This is a genomic window from Micromonospora siamensis (genome assembly GCF_900090305.1).
GTDB classification, from domain to species: domain Bacteria; phylum Actinomycetota; class Actinomycetes; order Mycobacteriales; family Micromonosporaceae; genus Micromonospora; species Micromonospora siamensis.
Map to the genome: position 1 here is coordinate 5,332,677 of NZ_LT607751.1, position 21,279 is coordinate 5,353,955.

Consider the following 21,279-nt stretch of genomic DNA (forward strand, 5'->3'; position numbering starts at 1 on the left):
TTCTGGATCTTGGGGGGCCGATGATGCCGCTCGCTCAGGTCGGAATCACGCCCGGCGATTGGCTGGGTGCTGTTGTAGGGCTGGCCTCCTTGATCGTGACGGCGATCCTGGCCGTGCTGGTGTATCAGCTTCAGCGTCGGGACCGAGTTAAGGAGGCCGCACAACAGCGGTTAGAGGCGGAGCGTTCGAAGGAGCAAGAGCTCCGGCTCGCTGAGCTACGGCACGAGGAGGCCAAGCAACGCGAAGAAGCTCGCGCCAAAGAAGCGCGAGAGAGAGAGTTGCGACAGATCCGCCGTGAGCGCCATCGCGAAGACTTCGCCGTAGCGCACCAGGCCATCAACACGGTGGCTGATGCCGTGGATAAGTTGAAGTACGGGCCAATGGCTCCCGGAGATCCCCGCATAGCGGACTTGCGGGGCGCTGCCGAGAAGTTGAAGGGAATCGGCAGACGTATCGATGGCCTCTACAGGCTAGACAGCCTGGGCATTCATGCTGACTACCTTGCGCACCTTGCCACCCGAATGATGACCGACAAGGAAGCCGCGGCTCTGGTGACTATCGCGGTTCGTCGGGACAACGGCGACGGCGACGGCGAGCGCTTAAACGAGCGCCTGAGGAGCATGATGTGGGCTGTCGCCGATCAGTACGCAATGCGCAAGGAGATGCTGGTCAAAATTCAGGCCAGCCGCGATGCTCTGGCAAAGGAGTGGGGCGAATAGCCCCACATGACCTGCCATCCCGTCTGCCGCCGACCCACACACCGTGGAGCGGGCCAGGGCCAGGGTGACAAGGTGGAGCGCCCTACCGGACGAACGACCTTGTCGCCCTGGCCCTGGTCTGCTCGGCTCTGCCTGGGTCGGTGGCTGGCGGGATGGCATCCCACCACCCACGAACCGGAACCGTTCGGCAACTCCATCTCGGAGTCGTCTGGCCCCCGCCGGAGGCATGCCCTTAATTGGCCGGCGCGCCGGCCGATGCCGGCGCTTGCGCCGCCAGCAGGCCGAGCGCGGCCGGCGCGGCCCGCTTGCGGGCCGCCTTGATCTGATAGAGCGGAATTCGGCAACGCAAACCGCCGAGGGCTAGCCGAGCGGCATCCGAGCGATGACTTGCCATTCGTACATGTGCCGGTCTCGGTGCATCTCGATCAGATCAACGTGGCTGATCGAGACGGTGGCGGGCTCAGGAGCCACGGACTGCACCGCCTGAACGTAGGGCTCTGATGGGCCATCGGTGGTCAGGTAGGCAACGCTGACGTGGGGCCGGAATCGGCTCGGGTCCTCGGGGACCTGGTCCTCACCAACGACATGTCCGATGGCGGTCCGGGTAGCGGCTCGTAGCCGTTGGACAGGCTTGGCGGGCAGCGCGGGCATGACGATGGCCTCGTCAGCCACCACGATCTCCCGGAACTCGACAGCGACCGCGGGCAGTTGCGCGAGCTGCTTGCCCGCTTCCTCGATGATGGCGGCCAGTGTCGCGTCGCTGGTCTCGTCGGTGAAGCCGATGCCCTGCATGGTGAGGTGTAGCCACTGATCCGGGATCAGCGTTGCGGCGGGAGCTGCGGCCAGCGCCGACCGGTACGAGTCGGCCAAGCGGTACAGCTCGGGTTGGTCCTCGAAGGTCACGTGGAAGGCGTAAAAGCGGCGCCCGACACGCCACCCGGGCCGCCACCACCAGTGGTCACGGACATGGCCGGCGTGTTGCCCGGGTGCAAGGTCTGCGAATGACACGACTTCTCCTGTCAGACTTCCGAGGGCGCTTCGGGCTCGGTGGCGCTCGGCTCTACCTGGTAGTCGTCGATGACCATGATCCGATCGGCTGGCCATACCGACTCTGAGACTTCGAGGATGCTGCCGTCTTCGGCTCGGGCCGTATGGATCACGTGCATGACCGGGGCACCCATGGGCAGTGCGAGAGCTGCCGCTTCGTCGGCGGTGGGAAGGCGGGCCACCCACTGGTCTCGCGCCGTCGTGTAGCGCTTGCCGCTCAGGTCTTCCACGCAGAGGAACAGGCCCTTCGGGACCACCGTGGGTTCCTCTAGGTAGGTGCCGGCCGCGAACTCGGCCGGGATGTAGCTGGCCCCGATCTCCTCTGGCTTGCCCGTCTCCCGGTCGTAGAGGTTGCGGCGGCGCACCACGATCTCCGTGCCTGGCTCGATGTCCATGACTTCGGCGATGTGCGCGGGCACCGGGATGCGGCCGGCAAAGACGATCTCGTGCCGGAGATGCGAGGTAAGCAACCGCTGATCCTTGCGCGCTCGCCCATAGCGGTCGCGGGATCGGCGGTGCAGCCGGCGGCTTTCACGCACGAACGTGCCGACGCCGTGGCGGGACTCGATGAGCCCTTCGGCCCGAAGTACGCCGATGGCGTTCCGGAGAGTGATCGGGCTGACTCGGAAGCGCTCTGCGAGAGCTGTCTCAGCGGGAAGCCGGTTGTCCGGCTTGAACTTGCCTTCGCGGACTTCCCTGCGTAGCTGGGCCGCGATCTGCAAGTACTTGGGTGCCTTGGCACCGAGGTCGTCGGTCATGTCTGCCCCATCCTGGGCCGGTCCTATGGAGGTCTACCCCTCTTGACCACGGTAGCGCCGATGCCGTCTCCACTTCTCGGCAACATCGGTCCTATAGAGGTCTTGCTGACTGGCCGGAGAGCACCTACAGTCCTCTATAGGTCTTCCGACCCGCCAAGACCGGCAGAGGGCCGGCGGCGTCACGAAGGAGTGCCGAGATGGCTGTCCCCAACACGATCAAGGTCCCGGTTCCGTTCGAGTACGTCTTCCCCGCTGGTGTGCTGTGCCTGGGCGTACAGCCGGTGACGGACTTCGACAAGCGCGGCCAGGCCGACGACCAAGCCCGCGACAAGGACACCGGCGAGCGGCTGTGGGTGGTCAAGGTCCTGGACCTGGACCCGGAGGCCGGGAAGTTCGGCGGTACGAACGAGGTGAAGGTGAAGATCGCCGCTCCGGTGCAGCCGGTGCCGCCGGCGTCGAAGATCCCGGGCTACCCGCCGGCGGTGGAGTTCACCGACGTGACCCTCACTCCGTACGTCGACTCGCAGCGGTGCAAGGGCAACGCGCCCAAGTGCAAGGCCCGTCAGGCGTGGTCGATCCGCGCGGGCGCCATGACCGAGCCCATCGCTGTCGCCGCGACGAAGCAGGCGGCCTGACCAGAACTGCACGCGCGGGGCGGGCCTCTACCGCCAAGTCGATTCCCGCCCCGCGCTCTGACCCGTTCTCCCTGGAAGGAGTTGGGCTGATGCCCACGCTAGCTGACGCTGCCCGCATCGTCGGGAACCCGCGCCCCGCACCCCGCCGCACCACTCACCGCCGCACGGTGATGCGCCTCGCCGGCCCCGGTATCCGGGCCGTCCGCGAGGTCTACACCACCGTCCCCGCCGACGCCGTCCGCGTCGCCGCCCTGGTCGAGATCTCCGCCGCCGCCGCAGCGCTGGCGCGGACGGTGGTTAAGTTGCGGCACCTCGACCCGGACCTCATCGCCCCGCACGTGGCCGACCGCGTCGACCTGCGTGCCGTGCTCGGTCGTGGCCGGTGGCTGCCGACCATGACCCGCCACGTCCCCGCCCCGGACTGTGGTCCGGTCAACCTCGCCGCTCTCGCCCCGGCGCGGATGCCGGTGCGCCGCAGGGTGATCCGCCGTGCCGGCACCCCTGGTCAGGCATCGCTGTTCACCGCCGCCGCGACGGTCGGGGAGGGCTGAGCCATGCCGCTGGTCAACGTGATCCGGGGCGACCGGATCGAGGGCGCGCCGATCAACGTCCGTACCCCGTTCGTGCGGATCCCGATGTGGCTGGCCCTGTCGTGGTGGACCGCCAAGGCCCTCGGCCGCCTGGTCCTCGTGCTCGTCCGCTTCTGGTACCTGACCGCCCCGGCCGTCTTCTTCGGCTGGCTTTACCTCCGCTTCGGGTGGCTCGGCCCCACTGCCGTAGTGGCCGCCGTGGTGCTGGTGTCGACGGTGTGGGCGTTCGCGCATCGGGCGTCGTGGCTGCGGTTCGGGTGGTGGCCGGTCCTGTCCCGCTACCGGCGCATGGTCTATCGGCGGAACTGGCACGCCGCGATGGTGACCGCGAAGCTGGCCGTCTCGTTCGACTCGCACACCGTCTTGCCGGTGCTGCGGCGGGTCCGCTGCTCGGCGGGCGTGGACGTGGTGACGGTGCGGATGGTGACCGGGCAGATCCCCGACGACTTCGCCAAGGTGGCCGAGAGGTTGGCCCACACCTTCGGCGTCCGGCAGGTCAAAGCCGCCCCGGGTTCACGCCCGGACGTGGTGCTGCTGCACCTGTTCCGCGGTGACCCCCTGGCGAAGCTCGTCCGGCCCGTGCCGGTGCCGGCCGTGCCGGAGTTCACCGCCCTGCCGGTCGGTCGGCAGGAAGACGGCGACGGCTACGAGCTGCGGCTGTTCGGCACACAGGTCCTCGTCGTGGGCGCCACGGGAGCAGGGAAGGGCTCGGTCATCTGGTCGGTCGTCCGCTCCCTCGCCAACGGCGTCACCTCCGGCCTGGTGCAGATCTGGGGCCTCGATCCCAAGGGCGGCATGGAACTCGGGATGGGCGCGCCGATGTTCTCCCGCTTCGCCTGCAAGGACTACGCCGCGATGTGCGAGCTGATCGAGGAAGCCGCCACCGAGGCCAAGCGGCGAGCAGCCAAGCTCTACGGCCGCACCCGCCAGCACACGCCGACGCCGGATGAGCCGCTGATCGTCCTGGTGATCGATGAGCTGGCCAACCTGACCGCCTACCTCACCGATCGGCAGCTCAAAGACCGGATCAAGGCCGCGCTGTCGATCCTGCTCAGTCAGGGGCGGGCGGTTGGTGTTCACGTCCTGGCCGCGATCCAGGACCCGCGCAAGGAGGTGCTGCCGTTCCGCGACCTGTTCCCCACCCGCATCGGACTCCGGCTCGCTGAGGCGGCACAGGTCGACCTCGTGCTCGGGGAAGGGATGCGCGACCGGGGCGCGCTCTGCGACCGCATCCCGCAATCCCTGCCCGGGGTCGGCTTCGTGGTCATCGACGGTGACCCGACGCCGATGCGGGTCCGGTTCTCCTACCTGACCGATGACGAGATCCGCGACATGGCCCACACCTACGGCCGGCTCCGGGTCATCGACGGCGAGATCCTGGAAGGTGCCGCATGAAGCCCCACCCCACCACCACCCGCGCCGACCGCATCGAGGGCCTGGTCCTCGTCGTCATCCTTCTGCTCGTCGCCGGCTTCGCCGGGGCCGCGTCGTTCACCCACGTCAAGGACTGGACTCTCGACAACTCTCCGGCTGGCACGGGCGAGTGGTTCGGCTGGGCCAACGCCGTCATCAGTGAGCTCGTCCCGGTCGCCGCGCTGCTGACCATCCGCCGCCGACGCCGTTCCGGTGCCTCGATCCGGTACCCGATGTTCCTGCTCGTCGCTGCCGTCGCTCTGTCCCTGGCCGCGCAGCTCGCCGTGGCCAAGCCGGGCCTGTCCGGGTGGCTGCTGTCCGCCGTCCCGGCGCTGGCGTTCATGGGCCTGTCCAAGCTCGTCCTCGCCACCGCCCCGGCCCCCGCACCGGAGGCCGACGAACCCACCTCGACTACGGCACCCGCTGCGGCGTCGCCCGCCCGCCCGGTCACGCCGCCCGCTCCTGCCGTCACGCCAACTCCGCCCACCCCTGCCTCGGAACCGGTCGCCCTGGTCCCGGTCGAGCCCGCCCGTCCCGCCCCGGTCGTCCCGACTCCGGTCGCTCCGCTGGCTCCGGTGCCGCCGGCCGCGTTCGTCCGCCGCAATGGTGTGCCGCTGATCGGAGAGGTGACCCGATGACCGACAACCTGCTCTCCGGCGTCCTCTTCGCCGCCTGCCTCGCCCTGTTCGCCTGGGATCAGTACCGGCTCTACGCCGCCCGCTACGAGCTGGCCGCCCTGCAACGGACGACGCTGCGCGACCCGCTCACCGGCATCGCCAACCGCGCCGGCCTCGCCCAGGCGTGGGAGCAGCTCGCCGCGCTGCGGCCGTGGGTGCTGGTGGTCGACCTGGACGGCTTCAAGCCCGTCAACGACACCCACGGCCACGCCGCCGGAGACCTGGTCCTCACCGCCGTCGCGCAACGCCTGCGGTCGGTCCACGGTGTGGCCGCCCGGCTCGGCGGGGACGAGTTCGCCGCGCTCCTGCTCGACCCGAACCCGGCCACCGCCGCCCGCCAGCTGGCCGCCGCGATCGCCGCCCCGGTCCGGCTGCCGTCCGGGGTGTCGGTGTCGGTGACCGCCAGCATCGGCCTCGCCCCGGCCAGCCCGTCCGGCCTCGCCGCCGCCCTGGCCGACGCCGACGCCGCCATGTACCGGGCCAAGACCACCCGGGCCGGCGTCGTCGCCTTCGACCCGCTGCGCGACGACCACACCACCCCCACCGCCGACCCGCGCCCCGCCCTCCGCGTCCGCGACCTCACCCCGACTGTCGGGGTGGGCCGATGACCATCACCCCGACGCTGCCCGGCCTCGCCCCCGCCCCCGTGGCGGAGCCAAGGCCGGGCTCCCGGGCCGCCCGGATGCTCATGCCCCGCTCCGTCGACGTCGTCAAGGACCTAGCCGCCGACTACGGCGTCTGCACCCGCCCCGTCTCCCTGCGCCGCACCGACCTCGACAGCGGGCAGACCGAGGTCATCGACATGCCGTGCGGCGCCACGCAGGAAGCCAAGTGCCCCGCCTGCGCCACCCGCGCCCGCCGGCTGCGGCAGCAGCAGATCCGGGAGGGCTGGCACCGCGACGACGAACCCGACCCCGGACCGCAGCCGGCCACCGACGCGCAACGCGGCCTGATCGTCGCCCGCGCTCACCTGGAATTCGCCCGGGATGAGGCTGCTCGGGCTTCGCAGTGGGACCAGGTGGCCGACCTGGACGACGCGATCAGCGAGCTGGAAGGCCAGATCACCATCGAGGGCATGCGCGGGCGGCCCGCCCCACCGCACGGCGGCGAGGACCAGGAGGACGGCGACGGCAAGCGTCGCGTTCGCTCCACCAAGCGGCGGCAGGACGCCCCAGACCTGCCCCGGCTGCCGGTGGAGAACCGGACCGTGGGCCGCACGTTTGAGGGCCACGGCGGGCAGGTGTTCCGGCCGTCGATGTTCCTCACCCTCACTCTCGACTCCTACGGCCGCGTGCACTCCGACGGGACACCGGTCGACCCCGACAGCTACGACTACCGGCGAGCAGCGTGGGATGCGGTCCACTTCCCGCGGCTGCTCGATCGGTTCTGGCAGAACCTGCGCCGGGCGGTCGGCTGGAACGTCCAGTACGCCGGTGCCGTGGAACCGCAGCGCCGACTGGCTCCGCACGCGCACTTCGCCATCCGGGGCACCATCCCCCGCGCCCTGGTCCGCCAGGTGGCCGCCGCCACCTACCACCAGGTGTGGTGGCCCTCCGTCGAGCAGCGGGTCTACGAACCCGGGCGGGCGCCGCAATGGGACGCCGACGCCGCCGGCTACACCGACCCCACCACCGGGCGGCTGCTGCCGTCGTGGGATGACGCCCTGGACCTGGTCGACGCCGACCCCGATGCCGAACCGGTCCACGTCGTTCGCTTCGGTGTGCAGGTCGACGCCAAGGGTGTGCTCGCCGGCTCCAAGGACGCGGATCGGTGCGTTGGGTACATCACCAAGTACCTGACCAAGCAGGCCGCCGACTGCCACGACGTGACCACCGGCCGGCAACGGGCGCACCTGGAACGGCTCTGGCAGGAGCTGCGGCACACGCCGTGCTCGGAGCGGTGCGCCAACTGGCTGCTCTACGGCATTCAACCGAAGAAGGCTCGACCTGGGCTTCGGCCGGGCAACTGCAAGAACAAGGTCCACAAGCGGGAAACCCTTGGCATCGGTGGCCGGCGGGTACTGATCTCGCGGCAGTGGTCCGGCAAAACGCTGACTGACCACCGGGCCGACCGACGCGACTGGGTCAAGGCTCTCCTGGGCGTCACCACCGACGCCGACACCGCCCCGCCCGGCGGGGAGCAACGCCACGCCTGGGAACTCGCCAAGCCCACTGATTCGGACGTTGCTCCGCTCGGGCACCGGGTCCTGCGCGCCATCTCCGAGCGCATCCAATGGCGGGTCCAACTCGACGCGGCCAGACGCAACCAGGCACCACCCGATGTTTCGGCAACCGCCACGGCTCAGGAGGGAGCAGCATGAAGACCCGGACCATCGAACCGCTGTGGACGGCTGAGGACGTGTCGACCTTCCTCGGCATCCCGGTGAGCACCCTCTACCAATGGCGGTACCGCAGGACCGGACCCAAGGCGTCTCGGGTCGGCCGGCACCTGCGGTACAACCCGGCCGACGTGCGGGCCTGGCTGGAAGAGGCGGCAGACCGGTGAGCGTGGTCAAACGCCCGAACGGGAAGTGGCGTGCCCGGTACCGGGATGCTGCGGGCAAGGAGCACGCTCGCCACTTTGACCGCAAGGTCGACGCTGACCGGTGGCACGCGTCGATGAAGACGGCCCTTGCTCGCGGTGAGTGGGTCGACCCGGCTCTCTCACGGGTCACCGTTGGCGACTGGGCTGCCCGGTGGTTCGCCAATCAGGTGCAGCTCAAGCCTTCGACTCGGCATCGGTACGGCAGTCTTCTGCGGCGGCAGGTGCTCCCGGTGTGGGAACGCGTCCCCCTCTCGGCAGTCACGCACGCCGACGTTGGCGAGTGGGTGCGCCGCATGACGCAGGCAGGCCTTGCGCCGTCCACCGTTCGGCAAGCCCATCGCGTGTTCTCGCTGCTGCTGGCGCTGGCGGTTCGGGATGGTCGGCTGACTCGTAACGTCGCTGTGGGCGTGCGCCTCCCCCGCGTCGGGCGCGCTGACAAGGTGTTCCTGACGCACGGCCAGGTGGCCGAGCTGGCGGCGGCGGCAGAGCCGCATGGGCTGATCATCCGGGTCCTGGCTTACACCGGGCTGCGCTGGGGCGAGCTGGCCGCGCTTCGGGTCCGCCGGGTGGACCTGGTGAAGCGCCGGCTGCTGATCGCGGAGTCGGTGACGGAGGTCAACGGTCGGGCGGTGTTCGGCACGCCAAAGACGCACCAACGGCGTTCGGTGCCGCTCCCCCGGTTCCTGGTCGAGCCGATCGCCGGCCAGATCGCCGGCCGTTCCGGTGACGAGCTGGTGTTCACGTCCCCGGCCGGCGACGTGTTGCGCAACAACAACTTCCGTCGCCGGGTCTTCGATCGGGCTGCGGAGTCGGTCGGTCTCGCTGGCCTGACGCCGCACGAGCTGCGGCACACGGCGGCCAGTCTCGCGGTGGCCGAGGGCGCCAACGTGAAGGCGGTGCAGCGGATGCTCGGCCACGCCTCGGCGGCCATGACGCTGGACGTCTACGCGGACCTCTTCGAAGACGACCTGGACCAGGTGGCCGATCGCCTCGACCGGGCGGCGGGTCGTGCTGCTGCGGACTCAGTGCGGACTGAGGGTGTCGGTCCGGACCTCGATGCGGTCCGTCCGGGTCGTCGGCAGCATGGTTGACCAGGTAAAACGGCTGGTGGGGCGGGCGGGACTCGAACCCGCGACCGAGGGATTATGAGTCCCCTGCTCTAACCCGCTGAGCTACCGCCCCGTCACCGCGCCGGATCGTAACCCGCCCAACGGATCACCGGCCATCACCCGACGGGCCGACGCAGGATCCGGGCAGCACGATGGGCAACGCGAGAATAACAGCGCGCAGCCGGTTGTTCGGTCCCGCCATGGCCGACCGGAGCGTCACCGTTCCGGGTCGAGCAGGGTGGCCGACAGCCATGCCCCGGCGGTGTTGGTCGCCTCCCGGATCGAACGGGTGATCCGGGCGAGGCGACCCACCGTCGGCGGCGGGGCTGGGATCAGCTCGGGGTCGCGGGCCGGCAGGGCGACGTGCCGCTCGCCCGGCACCGCCTCGTCGACCATCGACAGGTCCGGCGTCGGGGTGAAGAGATTCGGCTCGACGTGCAGGGTGATGCCGTCGTCGCCGATCAGCCGCCGGGCGCCGTCGGGCCAGACCAGCAGGGCGGCGCAGGCGGCGTACCCGACGGTGGAGATCGCGTCGCGGAACGCCATGGTGACGCCGTCGGGGCCGATGGTCAGTTCGGCCTCGTCGTCGGTCCCGTGGTGGACGGTGCCGTCGACCGCCCGTTCCGAGGTGGTGGGCGCGGCGGTGAAGCCGGCCCAGTCGGCACCGTCGAAGATCGCCCGCAACGCCGGCCAGTCGTGGTCGCGCAGGGCCGCCCGCAGGGCGAGCACCTGCGGGTACGCGGCCTGCGGGTCCGTTCTGGCCGCTAGGGTGAGGGGCACGGCGCGATACCAGGTGATCAACTCCGGCCGCGGCGCCCCGATCGTCAGCCCCTTCCGCGCAGCTCCGCCAGCACCGCCCCGGCGGTCCGCCAGCCGCTGGCCAGCGCCCCCTGGATGGACGGGCTGTCCCGGTGGTCCCCGGCGACGAAGAGCTCGTCGCCGAACGTCACCGGCTTGCGCAGCCGGCCCTGCGGCGGCGGGGCGGCGGGCAGGGCGTCCGGGATGGACACGGTGGTCAGGTGCGTCCAGTCGGCGGTGGACCGCCCGTACAGCCGCTCCAGCTCGGCGCGGATCACCGGCTCCGGTGGCGCGGCCGGCCCGACCACGGAGGTGGCGACGAGGTGCCGTCCGGCCGGCGCGCACGTCGGCGCCGCCCGGCTGATCACCACCGTGTTCGCCACCAGCTCCCGCCGGTCCCCGTCGACCAGCAGGATCGGCTCGTCCAGCGGCGCCTCGGCGGTGCTGTGGTAGTAGGTGGTGTAGCTGTGCATGCGTACCCGACCGAGGCCCGGCAGCAGTGCGGCCGCGCGGGGCGGGTCAACGGCGACCACGACGGCCCGGCAGGTGATCTCGCCGGCCGGGGTGCGGACCCGGCCGGGCGTCACCTCGGCGACCGGGGTGCCCAGCTCGACCAGGCCGGTCGGCAGCGGGTCCGCGATCGCGGCGGGCAGCGCCCCCATCCCCCGGGCCGGCAGGCCGATCCGGCCACGGGCGAAGGAGCGAAGCACCATGGCCAGCACGTGGCTGGAGGTCTCCAGCTCCCGGTCGATGAAGACGCCGGAGAGGAACGGCCGGATCAGCTCCTCGACGATGGAGGTGGAGAGGCCGGCGCGGCGCAACGCCGCCTCAGTGGTGGTCTCCGGCGCGTCGAGCAGCCGACTGACGGGCAGGGTGGCGCAGCTGGTGGCGAGGCCGGCGAAGCGGAGCCGGTCGCGCAGCGAACCGACCCCGGCGAGCGCGGTGCGGGGCGCTCCGGCCGGCTCGCGCAGCGGGTTGACCAGCCGGTCCAGCCGGCCGCGGCGGCGGACCAGCACCCCGGAGGTGAACCAGCCGAGGTCGAGGGTGGCCAGGTCGAGCAGGGTGCCCAGCCGCGGGTAGGCGGTGTTCAGCACCTGGAAGCCGCGGTCCAGCAGGTAGCCGTCGACCGCGTCGGTGGCGACCCGTCCGCCGAGGCGGTCGGCCGCCTCGACCAGCCGCCACGCCACGCCGGCGCGGTGCAGTCGCCGGGCTGCGGCGAGACCGGCGAGGCCACCGCCGACGATCACGACGTCGGTGTCAGTGGGCACGGTGACTCCCGGCGTCCATCCGGTCGTCGCCGTCGCGCGTGGACCGGGACAGCCGGCTGGGCCACCACACCTTCGGCCCGATGTCGTACGACAACGCGGGCACCAGCAGCGAGCGGACGATGATGGTGTCGATCAGGACGCCGACGGCCACCGCCACGCCCAGCTCCACCAGCACCACCAGTGGGAGTACGGCCAGCGCGGAGAAGGTGGCGGCCAGCACGATGCCGGCGGAGGTGATCACCCCACCGGTGACGGCGAGCCCGGCGAGCACGCCGGCCCGGGTGCCCCGCTTGACGGATTCCTCGCGTACCCGGCTCATCAGGAAGATGTTGTAGTCGATGCCGAGGGCGACCAGGAAGACGAAGGCGAAGAGCGGGAACGACTGGTCCACCCCGGGGAAGTCCAGCAGGTGCTTGAAGATCAGCGCGCAGAGCCCGAGGGTGGCCAGGAACGACAGCACCACGGTGGCGATGAGCAGCAGCGGGGCGAGCAGGGCGCGCAGCAGCAGGGCCAGGATGATCGCGATCACCACCAGCACCACCGGGATGATGACGTTGCGGTCCCGGGCGGAGGCGTCCGAGGTGTCCACGTTGATCGCGGTGAAGCCGCCGACCACCGCGTCGGCGCCGGGCACGGCGTGCACCGCCTCCCGCAGGTCGCGGATGGTCCGCTCGGCGCCGTTGCTGTCCGGCGGGTCGGCCAGGGTGGCCTGGAGCTCGACCTTCCCGTCGACCACCTTGGGCTGCGCGTTCGGGTCGGGCGGGCCGGCCTGCTGGGCGCCGGTCACCGGGGCCACCGAGGCGACCCCGGGCACGCCCTGCGCCACCTGGGCGACCTGCCGGGCGGTCTGCTGGGTGGTGAAGATGGTGGCGGGGCTGCCGGTGCCGCCCGGGAAGTGTCGGGCGATCACCTCCTGCCCGGCCACCGAGTCGGTGCGCTTGGTGAACAGGTCGGTCTGGCCGAGGGTGGTCACGCCGAGCTGCGGCAGGCCCAGGATGAGCAGCCCCAGCACCGCGGCCGTGACCAGCCAGACCGGCCGGGCCCGGCGGGCGACGAAGCCGGCGATCCGGCTCCAGATGCCGTGCTCCGCCTGCGGGTCGGCCTGGTCCTGCCGGGGCACCCGGGGCCAGAACGCCCACCGGCCGCCGAGCACCAGCAGGGCCGGCAGGAAGGTCAGCATCACCAGCAGGGTGGCGGCGATGCCGATCGCGGCGACCGGTCCGAGCGCCCGGTTGGAGTTGAGGCTGGACAGCAGCAGGCAGAGCAGGCTCAGGATGACGGTGCCGCCGGAGGCGATGATCGCCGGGGCGGCACCCCGCCAGGCGGTCTTCATGGCGTCCCAGGGACGGGCGTGCCGGTGCAACTCCTCCCGGTAGCGGGCGATCAGCAGCAGCGCGTAGTCGGTGCCGGCGCCGAAGACCAGCACGGTGAGGATGCCCTGTGCCTGCCCGTTCAGCTTGATCACGTCGTTCTTCGCCAGGAAGTAGACGAAGACCGAGGCCAGCGAGTACGACATCCCGGCGGCGAGCAGCGGCGCGATCCAGAGCACCGGACTGCGGTAGACCACCAGCAGGATGATCAGCACCACGACCAGGGTGACCAGCAGCAGCGGCCCGTCGATGGCGGAGAAGACCTCGATCAGGTCGGCGAGCAGGCCGGCCGGCCCGGCCACGTCGACGGTGAGCCCGTCGCGATTCTCGCCGGCGATGGCGCGCAGTTGGTCCACGACGCTGATGATCTGGTCGCCGTCGGTCCCGTCGACCGGGACGACCACCTGCAACGCCTTGCCGTCCTTGCTGGGGATCGGCGGGGGCAGCGGGCCGACCACGCCGGGCACCTGGGCGAACCGGGCCGCGTCGGCGGCGGCGACCTGCTTGTCGGCGTCGGTGATGCCGGAGTTGCGTTCGTAGACCACCAGGGCCGGGGTGGTCTGCTTCTCGGTGAACCCGGCGGCCAGGTCCTGGGCCCGGGTGGCCTCGGCGTCGGCGGGCAGGAAGGAGGCGTTGTCGTTGGTCGACACCTCGCCCAACTTGCCGGAGTACGGTCCGGCGATCCCGCCCACGACCAGCCATCCGAGCACGACCGCCACCGCGATCAGTGTGGCCGTAGCGCGGCCCCGTCCTCCGGCCATCTGCACCCGTCCTTGAAATCGACGCACCAATCGACGCAGCGGGAGTCTAAGTCGACATCGACCATCCTGCCGGCCGAGCCCGGACGAAGGCGCAACTTGCGGCAATTAGGCGCTTTCCCGAGCGGTGAGGGCACCAGCCGCCGCAACCCGGGCAGCGGCACAAGTCGGGTCGGCGGCGGAACGACGAACGCCCGTCGGCCTGGGCCGACGGGCGTCTGGTGGAGAAGCTCCCCCGATTGGACTCGAACCAATAACCTGCCGGTTAACAGCCGGCTGCTCTGCCAATTGAGCTACAGGGGACTGCTCATCGCTTTCACCCCGGATCTCCCCGGTGCTCGGCGACGGGACAAGAGTACAGGAAACCGGGGGGTGTTGGTCCAGGGGGTTACCCCCTCCCACGACGACCGCCTCGACCGATGGCATAACCGGACATATCGTCATCCCGGCACAAGGAGGTATGAGGACGGAGCAGGATGGGTAGTTAGCTGCGGACAGAGGACGCAGGCGCGAAAAGGTCGCCCCGAGCGGGTCACCCCGTCGGGTTCGACGGCGCGTCAGGTACGAAAGGAGCCGCCATGCGCGGAAAGATCATGTTCCTTGGCGGGCTGGCTGCGGGGTTCGTCCTGGGCGCCCGTGCCGGCCGGGAGAAGTACGAGGAGCTGGTGGTGCGGGGCCGCAAGGTGCTCGACCACCCGACCGTCCAGGAGGCGGCGGGCGTCGCGCAGGCCCAGGCGACCCGGCTCTACAGCGAGGGCAAGGACAAGCTCGGCCAGTCCAAGCTGGGCGAGAAGCTCAGCACGAGCACCGGCAGCAACGGCAGCAGCCGGCAGGAGCTGACCGCCGCCGACGACGCGTTCGCCGGCACGCCGGCCACGGTCGCCGCCAAGGCGGGCAGCAGCTCGTCCAGCACCGGTTCGACCACCACGTCGGCCACCACCACCCCGCGCACCAAGCCGTCCGGCACCGGCGCCAACGGCAGCACCATCTGAGTCCACGTACTCCCGGAAGCGGGTCGATCGCCTCGGCGACCGGCCCGCTTCCGTACGTCCGGGCGCGCGTCGGGCAAGATTCTCCGGTGGAGGTGGTCACGTGGCCGTCGTACGACCGGAGAACGCGCACCAGGCGCGGCTGTTGCGCCTGCTGCGCGACGACGGGCCCCGCTCCCGTGCGGAGCTGGGGGACGCCGTCGACCTGGCCCGGTCCCGGCTGGCCGCGGAGGCCGACCGGCTGATCGAGCGCGGCCTGGTGGAGAACGCCGGACCGGCTGCCTCCCGGGGTGGCCGCCGGTCGCCGCTGCTCCGGCTCGCCGCCACCGTCCGGTTCGCCGGGGTGATCGTCTCGCCGCAGCGCATCGACGTCGCGGTGACCGACGGCGAGCTGGCCGTGCTCGCCCGGACCAGCGAGCCGGCGGACGTCCGGGCCGGGCCGGAGGCGATCTGCGCCCGGGTGGTCGAGCTGATCGGCAAGCTCCGCGCCGAGCTGGGCCTGAATCAGCTCACCGCCGTGGGTGTCGGCCTGCCGGCGCCGGTCGCCTTCGCCGAGGGGGTACCGGTGTCACCCCCGGCCCTGCCCGGCTGGCACCGCTTTCCGATCCGCGAGACGCTCGCCGCCGACCTGGGCTGCCCGGTGCTGGTGGACAACGACGCCAACCTGATGGCGCTCGGGGAGAAGCACGCCGGCACCGCCCGGGCCTTCGACGACTTCCTCCATCTCAAGCTCGGCTCGGCGATCGGCTGCGGGCTGGTGCTCGGCGGCCAGGTCTACCGGGGTGCCACCAGCGGCGCGGGCGACATCGCTCACCTGCGCCTGGCCGACGACGGCCCGCTCTGCGCCTGCGGCGACAACGGCTGCCTGGAGGCGTACAGCGGTGACGCCGCCCTGGTCCGGGAGGCGGTGACCGCCGCCCGGACCGGCCGTTCGACGGTGCTCGCCGAGCGGCTGGACGAGGCCGGCGAGCTGACCGTCCTCGACGTGGCCCGGGCGGCCACCGGCGGGGACGCCGCCGCACAGGCCCTGGTCCGGGCCGCGGCCCGCCGGTTGGGGCAGATCCTGGTCGGGCTGGTCAGCTTCTTCAACCCGGGCATCGTCATCATCGGTGGCGTGGCCCCGGGCATCGGGCCGGTGCTGCTGGCCGAGATCCGGGGGCTGGTCTACCGGCGGTCCACCCCGCTCTCCACCGGCACCATGCCGATCGTCCTGTCGGACCTGGACGACTGCGCCGGCGTGATCGGCGCGGCCCGGCTGGCCAGCGACCACGTCCTCACCCCCGCCTGACCGGCCGGCACTCCCGCGGCGCGTGCCGCTGCGCCGCGCCGTCCCGCGCCCAAGATCGTGCTGTTTCCAGGATGTAGTGGCCTCGGATCGACGAGGAGGCCACTACATCCTGGATCGAACGTGATCTTGGAGGGTCACCGGCGACGGACAGCCGCGCGGCGGGTCAGTCGCGGGTGCTGCTGAACGCGGCGTCGAACGCGGCCGACGGGGCGTCGAAGGCCAGCCGGCGGACGAACTGCAGCGCCTCCGGCGCGCCTACCAGCCGGTCCATGCCGGCGTCCTCCCACTCGATCGAGATCGGGCCGTCGTAGCCGATCGCGTTCAACGCCCGGAAGCAGTCCTCCCACGGCACGTCGCCGTGGCCGGTGGAGACGAAGTCCCAGCCGCGCCGCAGGTCGGCCCAGGGCAGGTGGGAGGCGAGCCGGCCGCGCCGCCCGTCGCCGGTACGCACCTTCGCGTCCTTGCAGTCCACGTGGTAGATCCGGTCGGCGAAGTCGAAGATGAAGTTCACCGGGTCCAGCTCCTGCCAGACGAAGTGCGACGGGTCCCAGTTCAGCCCGAACGCGGGCCGGTGCCCGATCGCCTCCAGGGTGCGCCTGGTGGTCCAGTAGTCGTACGCGATCTCGCTGGGGTGCACCTCGTGCGCGAAGCGCACGCCCACCTCGTCGAAGACGTCGAGGATCGGGTTCCACCGGTCGGCGAAGTCCTGGTAGCCGCGCTCGATCATCGCGGGCGGGACCGGCGGGAACATCGCCAGGGTGTGCCAGATCGACGAACCGGTGAACCCGACGACGGTCTTCACCCCGAGCTTCGCCGCCGCCCGGGCGGTGTCCTTGATCTCCTCGGCGGCGCGCCGGCGTACCCCCTCGGGTTCGCCGTCGCCCCAGATCCGCGCGGGCAGGATGTCCTGGTGGCGCTCGTCGATCGGGTGGTCGCAGACGGCCTGGCCGACCAGGTGGTTGGAGATGGTGAAGACCTGGAGGTTGTGCTTGGCCAGCGTCTCCTTCCTGCGCTCGACGTACGAGTCGTCGGCGAGCGCCTTGTCGACCTCGAAGTGGTCGCCCCAGCAGGCGATCTCCAGGCCGTCGTAGCCCCATTCGGAGGCGAGCCGGCAGACCTCGTCGAACGGGAGGTCGGCCCACTGGCCGGTGAAGAGCGTGATGGGTCGCGCCATTGTCTGTTCTCTCCCCTGTCGTGATGGGGATTCCTCGGTGCGGGACCGGGGCGGGGGCGACCGGGGTGGAGCACGGCGGACCGCCGTGGGACACCGGTGGGCGCGGGAAGCACCTGGGACCGACGGGTTGCGCCTCCCGTCGGTGCACCGGCGGCCGGCACGGTCGCCGCCCCCACTCTAGAACCGCCCCGGCGGTTGGGAAAGGGGCCCGATGGCACCGGGCCCCTTTCCACGCCTCAGGCGTCGCGGCGGCGGAGCTGGACGACGGCGGCGCCGAGCAGCACCGCGAGCCAGGCCACGAAGACCGCCGCGCCGGCCGCCGGGGAGAGCAGGTCGGGGTTCGACCCGATCGACATGAACGCCTGGCCGGCGTTCGACGGCAGGTACGGCGACACGGCATCCGACCAGCTCTCCGGCAGCAGCGACACCACCCCCGGCACCACCAGCAACAGCGCCACCACGCTGGTCAGCGCGCCGGCCGTGTTGCGCAGCAGCGCGCCCAGCGCCGCCCCGAGCACGCCCACCCCGGCCAGGTAGCCCGCGGTGCCCAGCACGGCACGCAGCACCCCGTCGTCGGTCAGCGCGACACCCTTGTCGCCGAGGATCGCCTGCCCGCCTCCGAAGGTGAGTAGCGCGGTCGGCACCAGCACCGCCAGCGACACCCCGGCCAGTACGCCGACCTTGCCGACCAGCACCGGCCAGCGCCTCGGCACGGCCGCCAGCGAGGAACGGATCATGCCGGTGGAGTACTCGCCGGCGACCAGCAGCACGCCGAGGGTGCCGATCAGCAGCTGGGCGAGGTTCACCCCGCCGAGGCTGGCGCCGAGCGGGTCGAGTGAGGACGGCCCACCGGGTGGCGCGGGCGTGCCCGGCTCGATGGTGGTGTTGGCGAGGAAGGCGGAGAAGGCAAGCCCGAGGCCGGCGAGGACGACGACGGTGGCGGCCAGCATGATCAGCGACGACCGCAGCGAGCGGAACTTGATCCACTCGGCGCGGAGCACCCGCCACCCGGTGACCCGGGCGTCGGCGGGCACGGTGGGACGCGGGACGGTGGTGGCGGTCATCGGGCGCTCCCTACGGCGGGCCGGTCGGTCTCGCCGTGGTACTCGACGGCGTCCCGGGTCATGGTCATGAACGCCTCCTCCAGGGAGGCCTCGGTGGCGGAGAGTTCGTGCAGGGTGAGGCCGGCCGTGGCGGCCCGGTCGCCGATCTGCTCGCGGGTCAGCCCGGTCACCTCCAGCAGCCCCGGCTCGCCGGAGGTGACCGTCACGTCCGGGCCGAGCAGCAGCTCACGCAGGGTGCCGGCCTGCGGGGAGCGGACCCGCACGGTGGTCCGGGACGCCTGCCGGGTGAACTCGGCCAGCGGCACGTCGGCGATCAGCCGGCCCCGGCCGACCACGATCAGGTGCTCGGCGGTCTGCGCCATCTCGCTCATCAGGTGGGAGGAGACGAGGACCGTGCGGCCCTGCGCGGCCAGCCCCTTGAGCAGGCCGCGGATCCACCGGATGCCGTCCGGGTCGAGGCCGTTGACCGGCTCGTCGAGCATCACCACCTTGGGGTCGCCGAGCAGCGCGGCGGCGATGCCGAGCCGCTGGCCCATGCCGAGGGAGAACCCGCCGGCCCGCTGACCGGCCACCTCACGCAGCCCGACCAGCTCGATCACCTCGTCGACCCGTCGGGCGCCGATGCCGTGGGTGGCGGCCATCGCCAGCAGGTGGTTGCGGGCCGACCGCCCGGTGTGCACCGCCTTCGCCTCCAGCAGGGCGCCGACCTCGCGCAGCGGGGCCGGGTGGTCGGCGTACCGGCGGCCGTCGACGGTGACGGTGCCGGAGGTGGGGGCGTCCAGGCCGATGATCATCCGCATGGTGGTGGACTTGCCGGCGCCGTTCGGGCCGAGGAACCCGGTGACGATCCCGGGCCGCACCTGGAAGGTCAGGTCGTCGACGGCGACCTTGTCGCCGTACCGCTTGCTCAGGTTGGTCACATCGATCATGCGTCCAACGATCGCCCGCGTACCCCTGCCTGCGCGTCGGCCGGGCGCGGACACCTGCGCGTACCGCGGACGTGGTAGGCGGGGACGCCGGCTACCGCGGGCGCGGGCCGCCTCAGCGCGCCGGCGGCTGGTCGACCCGGACCAGCCCGCTCTGGTACGCGATCACGACGAGCTGCGCCCGGTCGCGGGCGCCCAGCTTCATCATGGCCCGGTTCACGTGGGTCTTCGCCGTCAGCGGCGAGACGACCAGCCGCTCGGCGATCTGCTCGTTGGACAGCCCGGCCGCCACCAGACCCAGCACCTCCCGTTCCCGGTCGGTGAGCACCCGCAGCCGTTCGGGGGTGGCCCGCTCCTGGAGTTCCGGCTGGGCCAGGAAGCGGGCGATCAGCCCCTGGGTGGCCTTCGGGGAGAGCAGCGCCTCACCGGCGGCCACGGTCCGGATCGCGTCGAGCAGCTCGGTCGGGCCGACGCCCTTGCCGAGGAACCCGCTGGCACCGGCGCGCAGCGCCCGGAAGACGTACTCGTCGACCTCGAAGGTGGTCAGCACCAGCACCTTCACGCCGGCCAGCCCGTCGTCGGCGGTGATCGCCTCGGTGGCGGCCAGCCCGTCCAGCTCGGGCATCCGGATGTCCATCAACACCACGTCGGCGCGGGTGGAGCGGGCCAGTTCCACCGCCTCCCGGCCGGTGGCGGCCTCGCCCACCACGGTCAGGTCGGGGGCGGAGTCGACCAGCGCCCGGAAGCCGGCCCGGATCAGCTTCTGGTCGTCGGTGAGCAGTACCCGGATCATGCCTCCTCCTCGGGGGCGGGGAGTTGGGCGCGCACCGCGAAGCCGCCCTCGGGGCGGGGGCCGGCGGTGAAGGTGCCGCCGACGGCCTCGGCGCGCTCCCGCATGCCGAGCAGCCCGAGACCGCCGCCGGGTCGGGGCGTCGGCGGCGTCCCACCCGCGGGTACGCCGTCGTCGCGTACCTCGATGGTGACGCCCTCGGGGTCGTAGCGCAGGCGGACCGCGACGGCCGCGCCCGGCGCGTGCCGGTGGGCGTTGGTCAGCGACTCCTGGATGATCCGGTACGCGGCCACGTCGACGGCGGTGGGCAGCGGGCGCGGCGCGCCGCCCACGGTCCAGCGCACCGGCTGGCCGGCGCTGAACCCCTCGACCAGCGCGTCGAGGCGGTTGAGGCTGGGCGCCGGTTCGGTGGGGGCGGCCGGCTCGGGCTCGCCGTCCCGGCGCAGCACGCCGAGCAGGGCGCCCAGCTCGTCGAGGACCGACCGGCTGGCCGAGCGGACGTGCCCGAGCGCCTCCTCGGCGGCGTCGGGCCGCTCGCGCAGCAGGTGCCCGGCCACCCCGGCCTGCACGTTGATCACCGCGATGTGGTGGGCGACCACGTCGTGCAGTTCGCGGGAGATGCGCAGCCGTTCCTCGGCGACCCGTCGGCGGGCCTCCTCCTCCCGGGTCCGCTCGGCGCGCCGGGCCCGCTCCTCCAGCACCGCCACGTACGCCCGGCGGCTGCGCACCGCGTCGCCGAAGGCCACCGCCACCCCGAACCAGAGGATCAGCACGACCACGGCCGGGTCCAGCCAGCCCACGCCGAGAGTGGCCACGCCGGCCGCACCGAGCAGCAGCGCGCTCACCCCGCCCGCCAGGAAGGCGGTCCGCCGGTCGGTCCGGGTGGCCACGGTGTACGCGGCGATCGCCACGCTGAGCACGAAGGGACCGCGCGCCTGGTGGCTGAGCAGCGACAGGATCACCGCGACCAGCGCCACGGCCAGCACCGGCAGCGGGTGCCGGCGGCGTACGGCCAGCGCGCCGCAGCCGATCAGGGCGAGCAGCACCGCGCCCAAGGTGAGCGGGTCGCGGGGTGGGCCGCCGGGCGGGTTCACCGGCAGCAGGCTGACCGCGAAGAGCAGCGCGGCCAGCAGCGCGTCGGCGACCGTCGGGTGCGTCCGGGCGACCCGACGCCAGTCCGCGAGGCGTCCCATGCGGCCAAGGTACGGCAGCGACCTGTGGTCGGACCGCCCGCCTCGACGGCCGGCGTGCCGGGGCCGGTCGGCGCGGACCAGGCCGGCTTGCCGGACCCGCTCGGGGCGGACGACTTTTCGAGCGTGATACCCGAGAGGCATAGAAATACCTCTGAGGTATCGCGCTGGT

General features: G+C 72.0%; 21 protein-coding genes and 2 tRNA genes. 11 read left to right on the top strand and 12 right to left on the bottom strand.

What is annotated here, in order from left to right:
- Positions 1–20: 20 nt before the first annotated feature.
- Positions 21–719 carry a hypothetical protein gene (locus GA0074704_RS24240; protein WP_157743784.1) on the top strand — a complete coding sequence of 233 codons (699 nt, stop codon included), beginning with the start codon at positions 21–23 and terminating at the stop codon, positions 717–719.
- A 360-nt stretch (positions 720–1,079) separates the two neighbouring features.
- Here the strand turns inward: GA0074704_RS24240 and GA0074704_RS24245 are convergent, their stop codons facing one another.
- Complete coding sequence (locus tag GA0074704_RS24245) at positions 1,080–1,622, bottom strand: 2'-5' RNA ligase family protein (protein ID WP_197697571.1); 543 nt, start codon at positions 1,620–1,622, stop codon at positions 1,080–1,082.
- A gap of 116 nt (positions 1,623–1,738) precedes the next feature.
- Positions 1,739–2,524: a GntR family transcriptional regulator gene (locus GA0074704_RS24250; RefSeq protein WP_088972623.1), complete on the bottom strand. Its 786-nt coding sequence runs from the start codon at positions 2,522–2,524 to the stop codon at positions 1,739–1,741.
- A 197-nt stretch (positions 2,525–2,721) separates the two neighbouring features.
- Between GA0074704_RS24250 and GA0074704_RS24255 the strand changes: the two genes are divergently transcribed.
- The 8 genes from GA0074704_RS24255 to GA0074704_RS24290 all read left to right on the top strand — a co-directional run bounded on the left by GA0074704_RS24255 (position 2,722) and on the right by GA0074704_RS24290 (position 9,474).
- A complete protein-coding gene (locus GA0074704_RS24255) occupies positions 2,722–3,159 on the top strand; it encodes a hypothetical protein (protein WP_088972624.1) in 438 nt (145 codons plus the stop codon).
- 89 nt (positions 3,160–3,248) lie between these two features.
- Complete coding sequence (locus GA0074704_RS24260; protein WP_157743785.1) at positions 3,249–3,710, top strand: hypothetical protein; 462 nt, start codon at positions 3,249–3,251, stop codon at positions 3,708–3,710.
- A gap of 3 nt (positions 3,711–3,713) precedes the next feature.
- Entirely contained in the window at positions 3,714–5,144 is a 1,431-nt protein-coding gene (locus GA0074704_RS24265; RefSeq protein WP_088972626.1) for an FtsK/SpoIIIE domain-containing protein, read from the top strand.
- Entirely contained in the window at positions 5,141–5,800 is a 660-nt protein-coding gene (locus GA0074704_RS24270; RefSeq protein WP_088972627.1) for a DUF2637 domain-containing protein, read from the top strand. The genes GA0074704_RS24265 and GA0074704_RS24270 overlap by 4 nt, the downstream gene beginning before the upstream one ends.
- On the top strand, positions 5,797–6,447 hold the full coding sequence (locus tag GA0074704_RS24275; protein ID WP_088972628.1) for a GGDEF domain-containing protein: 651 nt from the start codon (positions 5,797–5,799) through the stop codon (positions 6,445–6,447). Before GA0074704_RS24270 ends, GA0074704_RS24275 begins: the two co-directional genes overlap by 4 nt.
- Positions 6,444–8,159, top strand: coding sequence for a replication initiator (locus GA0074704_RS24280; protein ID WP_088972629.1), 1,716 nt, complete (start codon positions 6,444–6,446; stop codon positions 8,157–8,159). The genes GA0074704_RS24275 and GA0074704_RS24280 overlap by 4 nt, the downstream gene beginning before the upstream one ends.
- A complete protein-coding gene (locus tag GA0074704_RS24285) occupies positions 8,156–8,344 on the top strand; it encodes a helix-turn-helix transcriptional regulator (RefSeq protein WP_088972630.1) in 189 nt (62 codons plus the stop codon). Before GA0074704_RS24280 ends, GA0074704_RS24285 begins: the two co-directional genes overlap by 4 nt.
- Entirely contained in the window at positions 8,341–9,474 is a 1,134-nt protein-coding gene (locus GA0074704_RS24290) for a tyrosine-type recombinase/integrase (RefSeq protein ID WP_172880282.1), read from the top strand. The genes GA0074704_RS24285 and GA0074704_RS24290 overlap by 4 nt, the downstream gene beginning before the upstream one ends.
- A gap of 14 nt (positions 9,475–9,488) precedes the next feature.
- Here the strand turns inward: GA0074704_RS24290 and GA0074704_RS24295 are convergent.
- The 5 genes from GA0074704_RS24295 to GA0074704_RS24315 form a co-directional block, all read right to left on the bottom strand.
- Positions 9,489–9,565, bottom strand: a tRNA-Ile gene (locus tag GA0074704_RS24295).
- Between the two features lie 143 nt (positions 9,566–9,708).
- The gene (locus GA0074704_RS24300; protein WP_157743786.1) at positions 9,709–10,272 is read right to left on the bottom strand and encodes a hypothetical protein; all 564 of its coding nucleotides are present in this window, start codon (positions 10,270–10,272) and stop codon (positions 9,709–9,711) included.
- Positions 10,273–10,316: 44 nt separating this feature from the next.
- Positions 10,317–11,558, bottom strand: coding sequence for an FAD-dependent oxidoreductase (locus GA0074704_RS24305; protein WP_088972633.1), 1,242 nt, complete (start codon positions 11,556–11,558; stop codon positions 10,317–10,319).
- The gene (locus GA0074704_RS24310; RefSeq protein ID WP_088973946.1) at positions 11,548–13,689 is read right to left on the bottom strand and encodes an MMPL family transporter; all 2,142 of its coding nucleotides are present in this window, start codon (positions 13,687–13,689) and stop codon (positions 11,548–11,550) included. Before GA0074704_RS24310 ends, GA0074704_RS24305 begins: the two co-directional genes overlap by 11 nt.
- A gap of 227 nt (positions 13,690–13,916) precedes the next feature.
- Positions 13,917–13,989: transfer RNA gene (locus GA0074704_RS24315), tRNA-Asn, on the bottom strand.
- A 275-nt stretch (positions 13,990–14,264) separates the two neighbouring features.
- Between GA0074704_RS24315 and GA0074704_RS24320 the strand changes: the two genes are divergently transcribed.
- Together GA0074704_RS24320 and GA0074704_RS24325 are read left to right on the top strand one after the other, a co-directional pair.
- Positions 14,265–14,678 (top strand): hypothetical protein, encoded by a 414-nt coding sequence (locus GA0074704_RS24320; RefSeq protein WP_088972634.1) that lies wholly within the window; start codon positions 14,265–14,267, stop codon positions 14,676–14,678.
- A gap of 100 nt (positions 14,679–14,778) precedes the next feature.
- On the top strand, positions 14,779–15,963 hold the full coding sequence (locus GA0074704_RS24325; protein WP_088972635.1) for an ROK family transcriptional regulator: 1,185 nt from the start codon (positions 14,779–14,781) through the stop codon (positions 15,961–15,963).
- A gap of 163 nt (positions 15,964–16,126) precedes the next feature.
- On the opposite strand, the gene GA0074704_RS24330 is transcribed toward GA0074704_RS24325, so the two are convergent.
- The 5 genes from GA0074704_RS24330 to GA0074704_RS24350 form a co-directional block, all read right to left on the bottom strand.
- Positions 16,127–17,137 (bottom strand): sugar phosphate isomerase/epimerase family protein, encoded by a 1,011-nt coding sequence (locus tag GA0074704_RS24330; RefSeq protein WP_088972636.1) that lies wholly within the window; start codon positions 17,135–17,137, stop codon positions 16,127–16,129.
- Between the two features lie 236 nt (positions 17,138–17,373).
- On the bottom strand, positions 17,374–18,201 hold the full coding sequence (locus GA0074704_RS24335; RefSeq protein ID WP_088972637.1) for an ABC transporter permease: 828 nt from the start codon (positions 18,199–18,201) through the stop codon (positions 17,374–17,376).
- Positions 18,198–19,130 carry an ABC transporter ATP-binding protein gene (locus tag GA0074704_RS24340; RefSeq protein ID WP_088972638.1) on the bottom strand — a complete coding sequence of 311 codons (933 nt, stop codon included), beginning with the start codon at positions 19,128–19,130 and terminating at the stop codon, positions 18,198–18,200. Before GA0074704_RS24340 ends, GA0074704_RS24335 begins: the two co-directional genes overlap by 4 nt.
- Positions 19,131–19,242: 112 nt before the next feature.
- Positions 19,243–19,920 (bottom strand): response regulator transcription factor, encoded by a 678-nt coding sequence (locus tag GA0074704_RS24345; RefSeq protein ID WP_088972639.1) that lies wholly within the window; start codon positions 19,918–19,920, stop codon positions 19,243–19,245.
- The gene (locus tag GA0074704_RS24350) at positions 19,917–21,110 is read right to left on the bottom strand and encodes a sensor histidine kinase (RefSeq protein WP_088972640.1); all 1,194 of its coding nucleotides are present in this window, start codon (positions 21,108–21,110) and stop codon (positions 19,917–19,919) included. The genes GA0074704_RS24345 and GA0074704_RS24350 overlap by 4 nt, the downstream gene beginning before the upstream one ends.
- Positions 21,111–21,279: the final 169 nt, after the last annotated feature.

Bases quoted from the DNA above. Each gene is read 5' to 3' on its own strand.
- GA0074704_RS24240 (WP_157743784.1), top strand. From the start codon at position 21: ATGATGCCGCTCGCTCAGGTCGGAATCACGCCCGGCGATTGGCTGGGT.
- GA0074704_RS24250 (WP_088972623.1), bottom strand. From the start codon at position 2,524: ATGACCGACGACCTCGGTGCCAAGGCACCCAAGTACTTGCAGATCGCG.
- GA0074704_RS24255 (WP_088972624.1), top strand. From the start codon at position 2,722: ATGGCTGTCCCCAACACGATCAAGGTCCCGGTTCCGTTCGAGTACGTC.
- GA0074704_RS24260 (WP_157743785.1), top strand. From the start codon at position 3,249: ATGCCCACGCTAGCTGACGCTGCCCGCATCGTCGGGAACCCGCGCCCC.
- GA0074704_RS24265 (WP_088972626.1), top strand. From the start codon at position 3,714: ATGCCGCTGGTCAACGTGATCCGGGGCGACCGGATCGAGGGCGCGCCG.
- GA0074704_RS24270 (WP_088972627.1), top strand. From the start codon at position 5,141: ATGAAGCCCCACCCCACCACCACCCGCGCCGACCGCATCGAGGGCCTG.
- GA0074704_RS24275 (WP_088972628.1), top strand. From the start codon at position 5,797: ATGACCGACAACCTGCTCTCCGGCGTCCTCTTCGCCGCCTGCCTCGCC.
- GA0074704_RS24280 (WP_088972629.1), top strand. From the start codon at position 6,444: ATGACCATCACCCCGACGCTGCCCGGCCTCGCCCCCGCCCCCGTGGCG.
- GA0074704_RS24285 (WP_088972630.1), top strand. From the start codon at position 8,156: ATGAAGACCCGGACCATCGAACCGCTGTGGACGGCTGAGGACGTGTCG.
- GA0074704_RS24310 (WP_088973946.1), bottom strand. From the start codon at position 13,689: ATGGCCGGAGGACGGGGCCGCGCTACGGCCACACTGATCGCGGTGGCG.
- GA0074704_RS24320 (WP_088972634.1), top strand. From the start codon at position 14,265: ATGCGCGGAAAGATCATGTTCCTTGGCGGGCTGGCTGCGGGGTTCGTC.
- GA0074704_RS24330 (WP_088972636.1), bottom strand. From the start codon at position 17,137: ATGGCGCGACCCATCACGCTCTTCACCGGCCAGTGGGCCGACCTCCCG.
- GA0074704_RS24335 (WP_088972637.1), bottom strand. From the start codon at position 18,201: ATGACCGCCACCACCGTCCCGCGTCCCACCGTGCCCGCCGACGCCCGG.
- GA0074704_RS24340 (WP_088972638.1), bottom strand. From the start codon at position 19,130: ATGATCGATGTGACCAACCTGAGCAAGCGGTACGGCGACAAGGTCGCC.
- GA0074704_RS24345 (WP_088972639.1), bottom strand. From the start codon at position 19,920: ATGATCCGGGTACTGCTCACCGACGACCAGAAGCTGATCCGGGCCGGC.
- GA0074704_RS24350 (WP_088972640.1), bottom strand. From the start codon at position 21,110: ATGGGACGCCTCGCGGACTGGCGTCGGGTCGCCCGGACGCACCCGACG.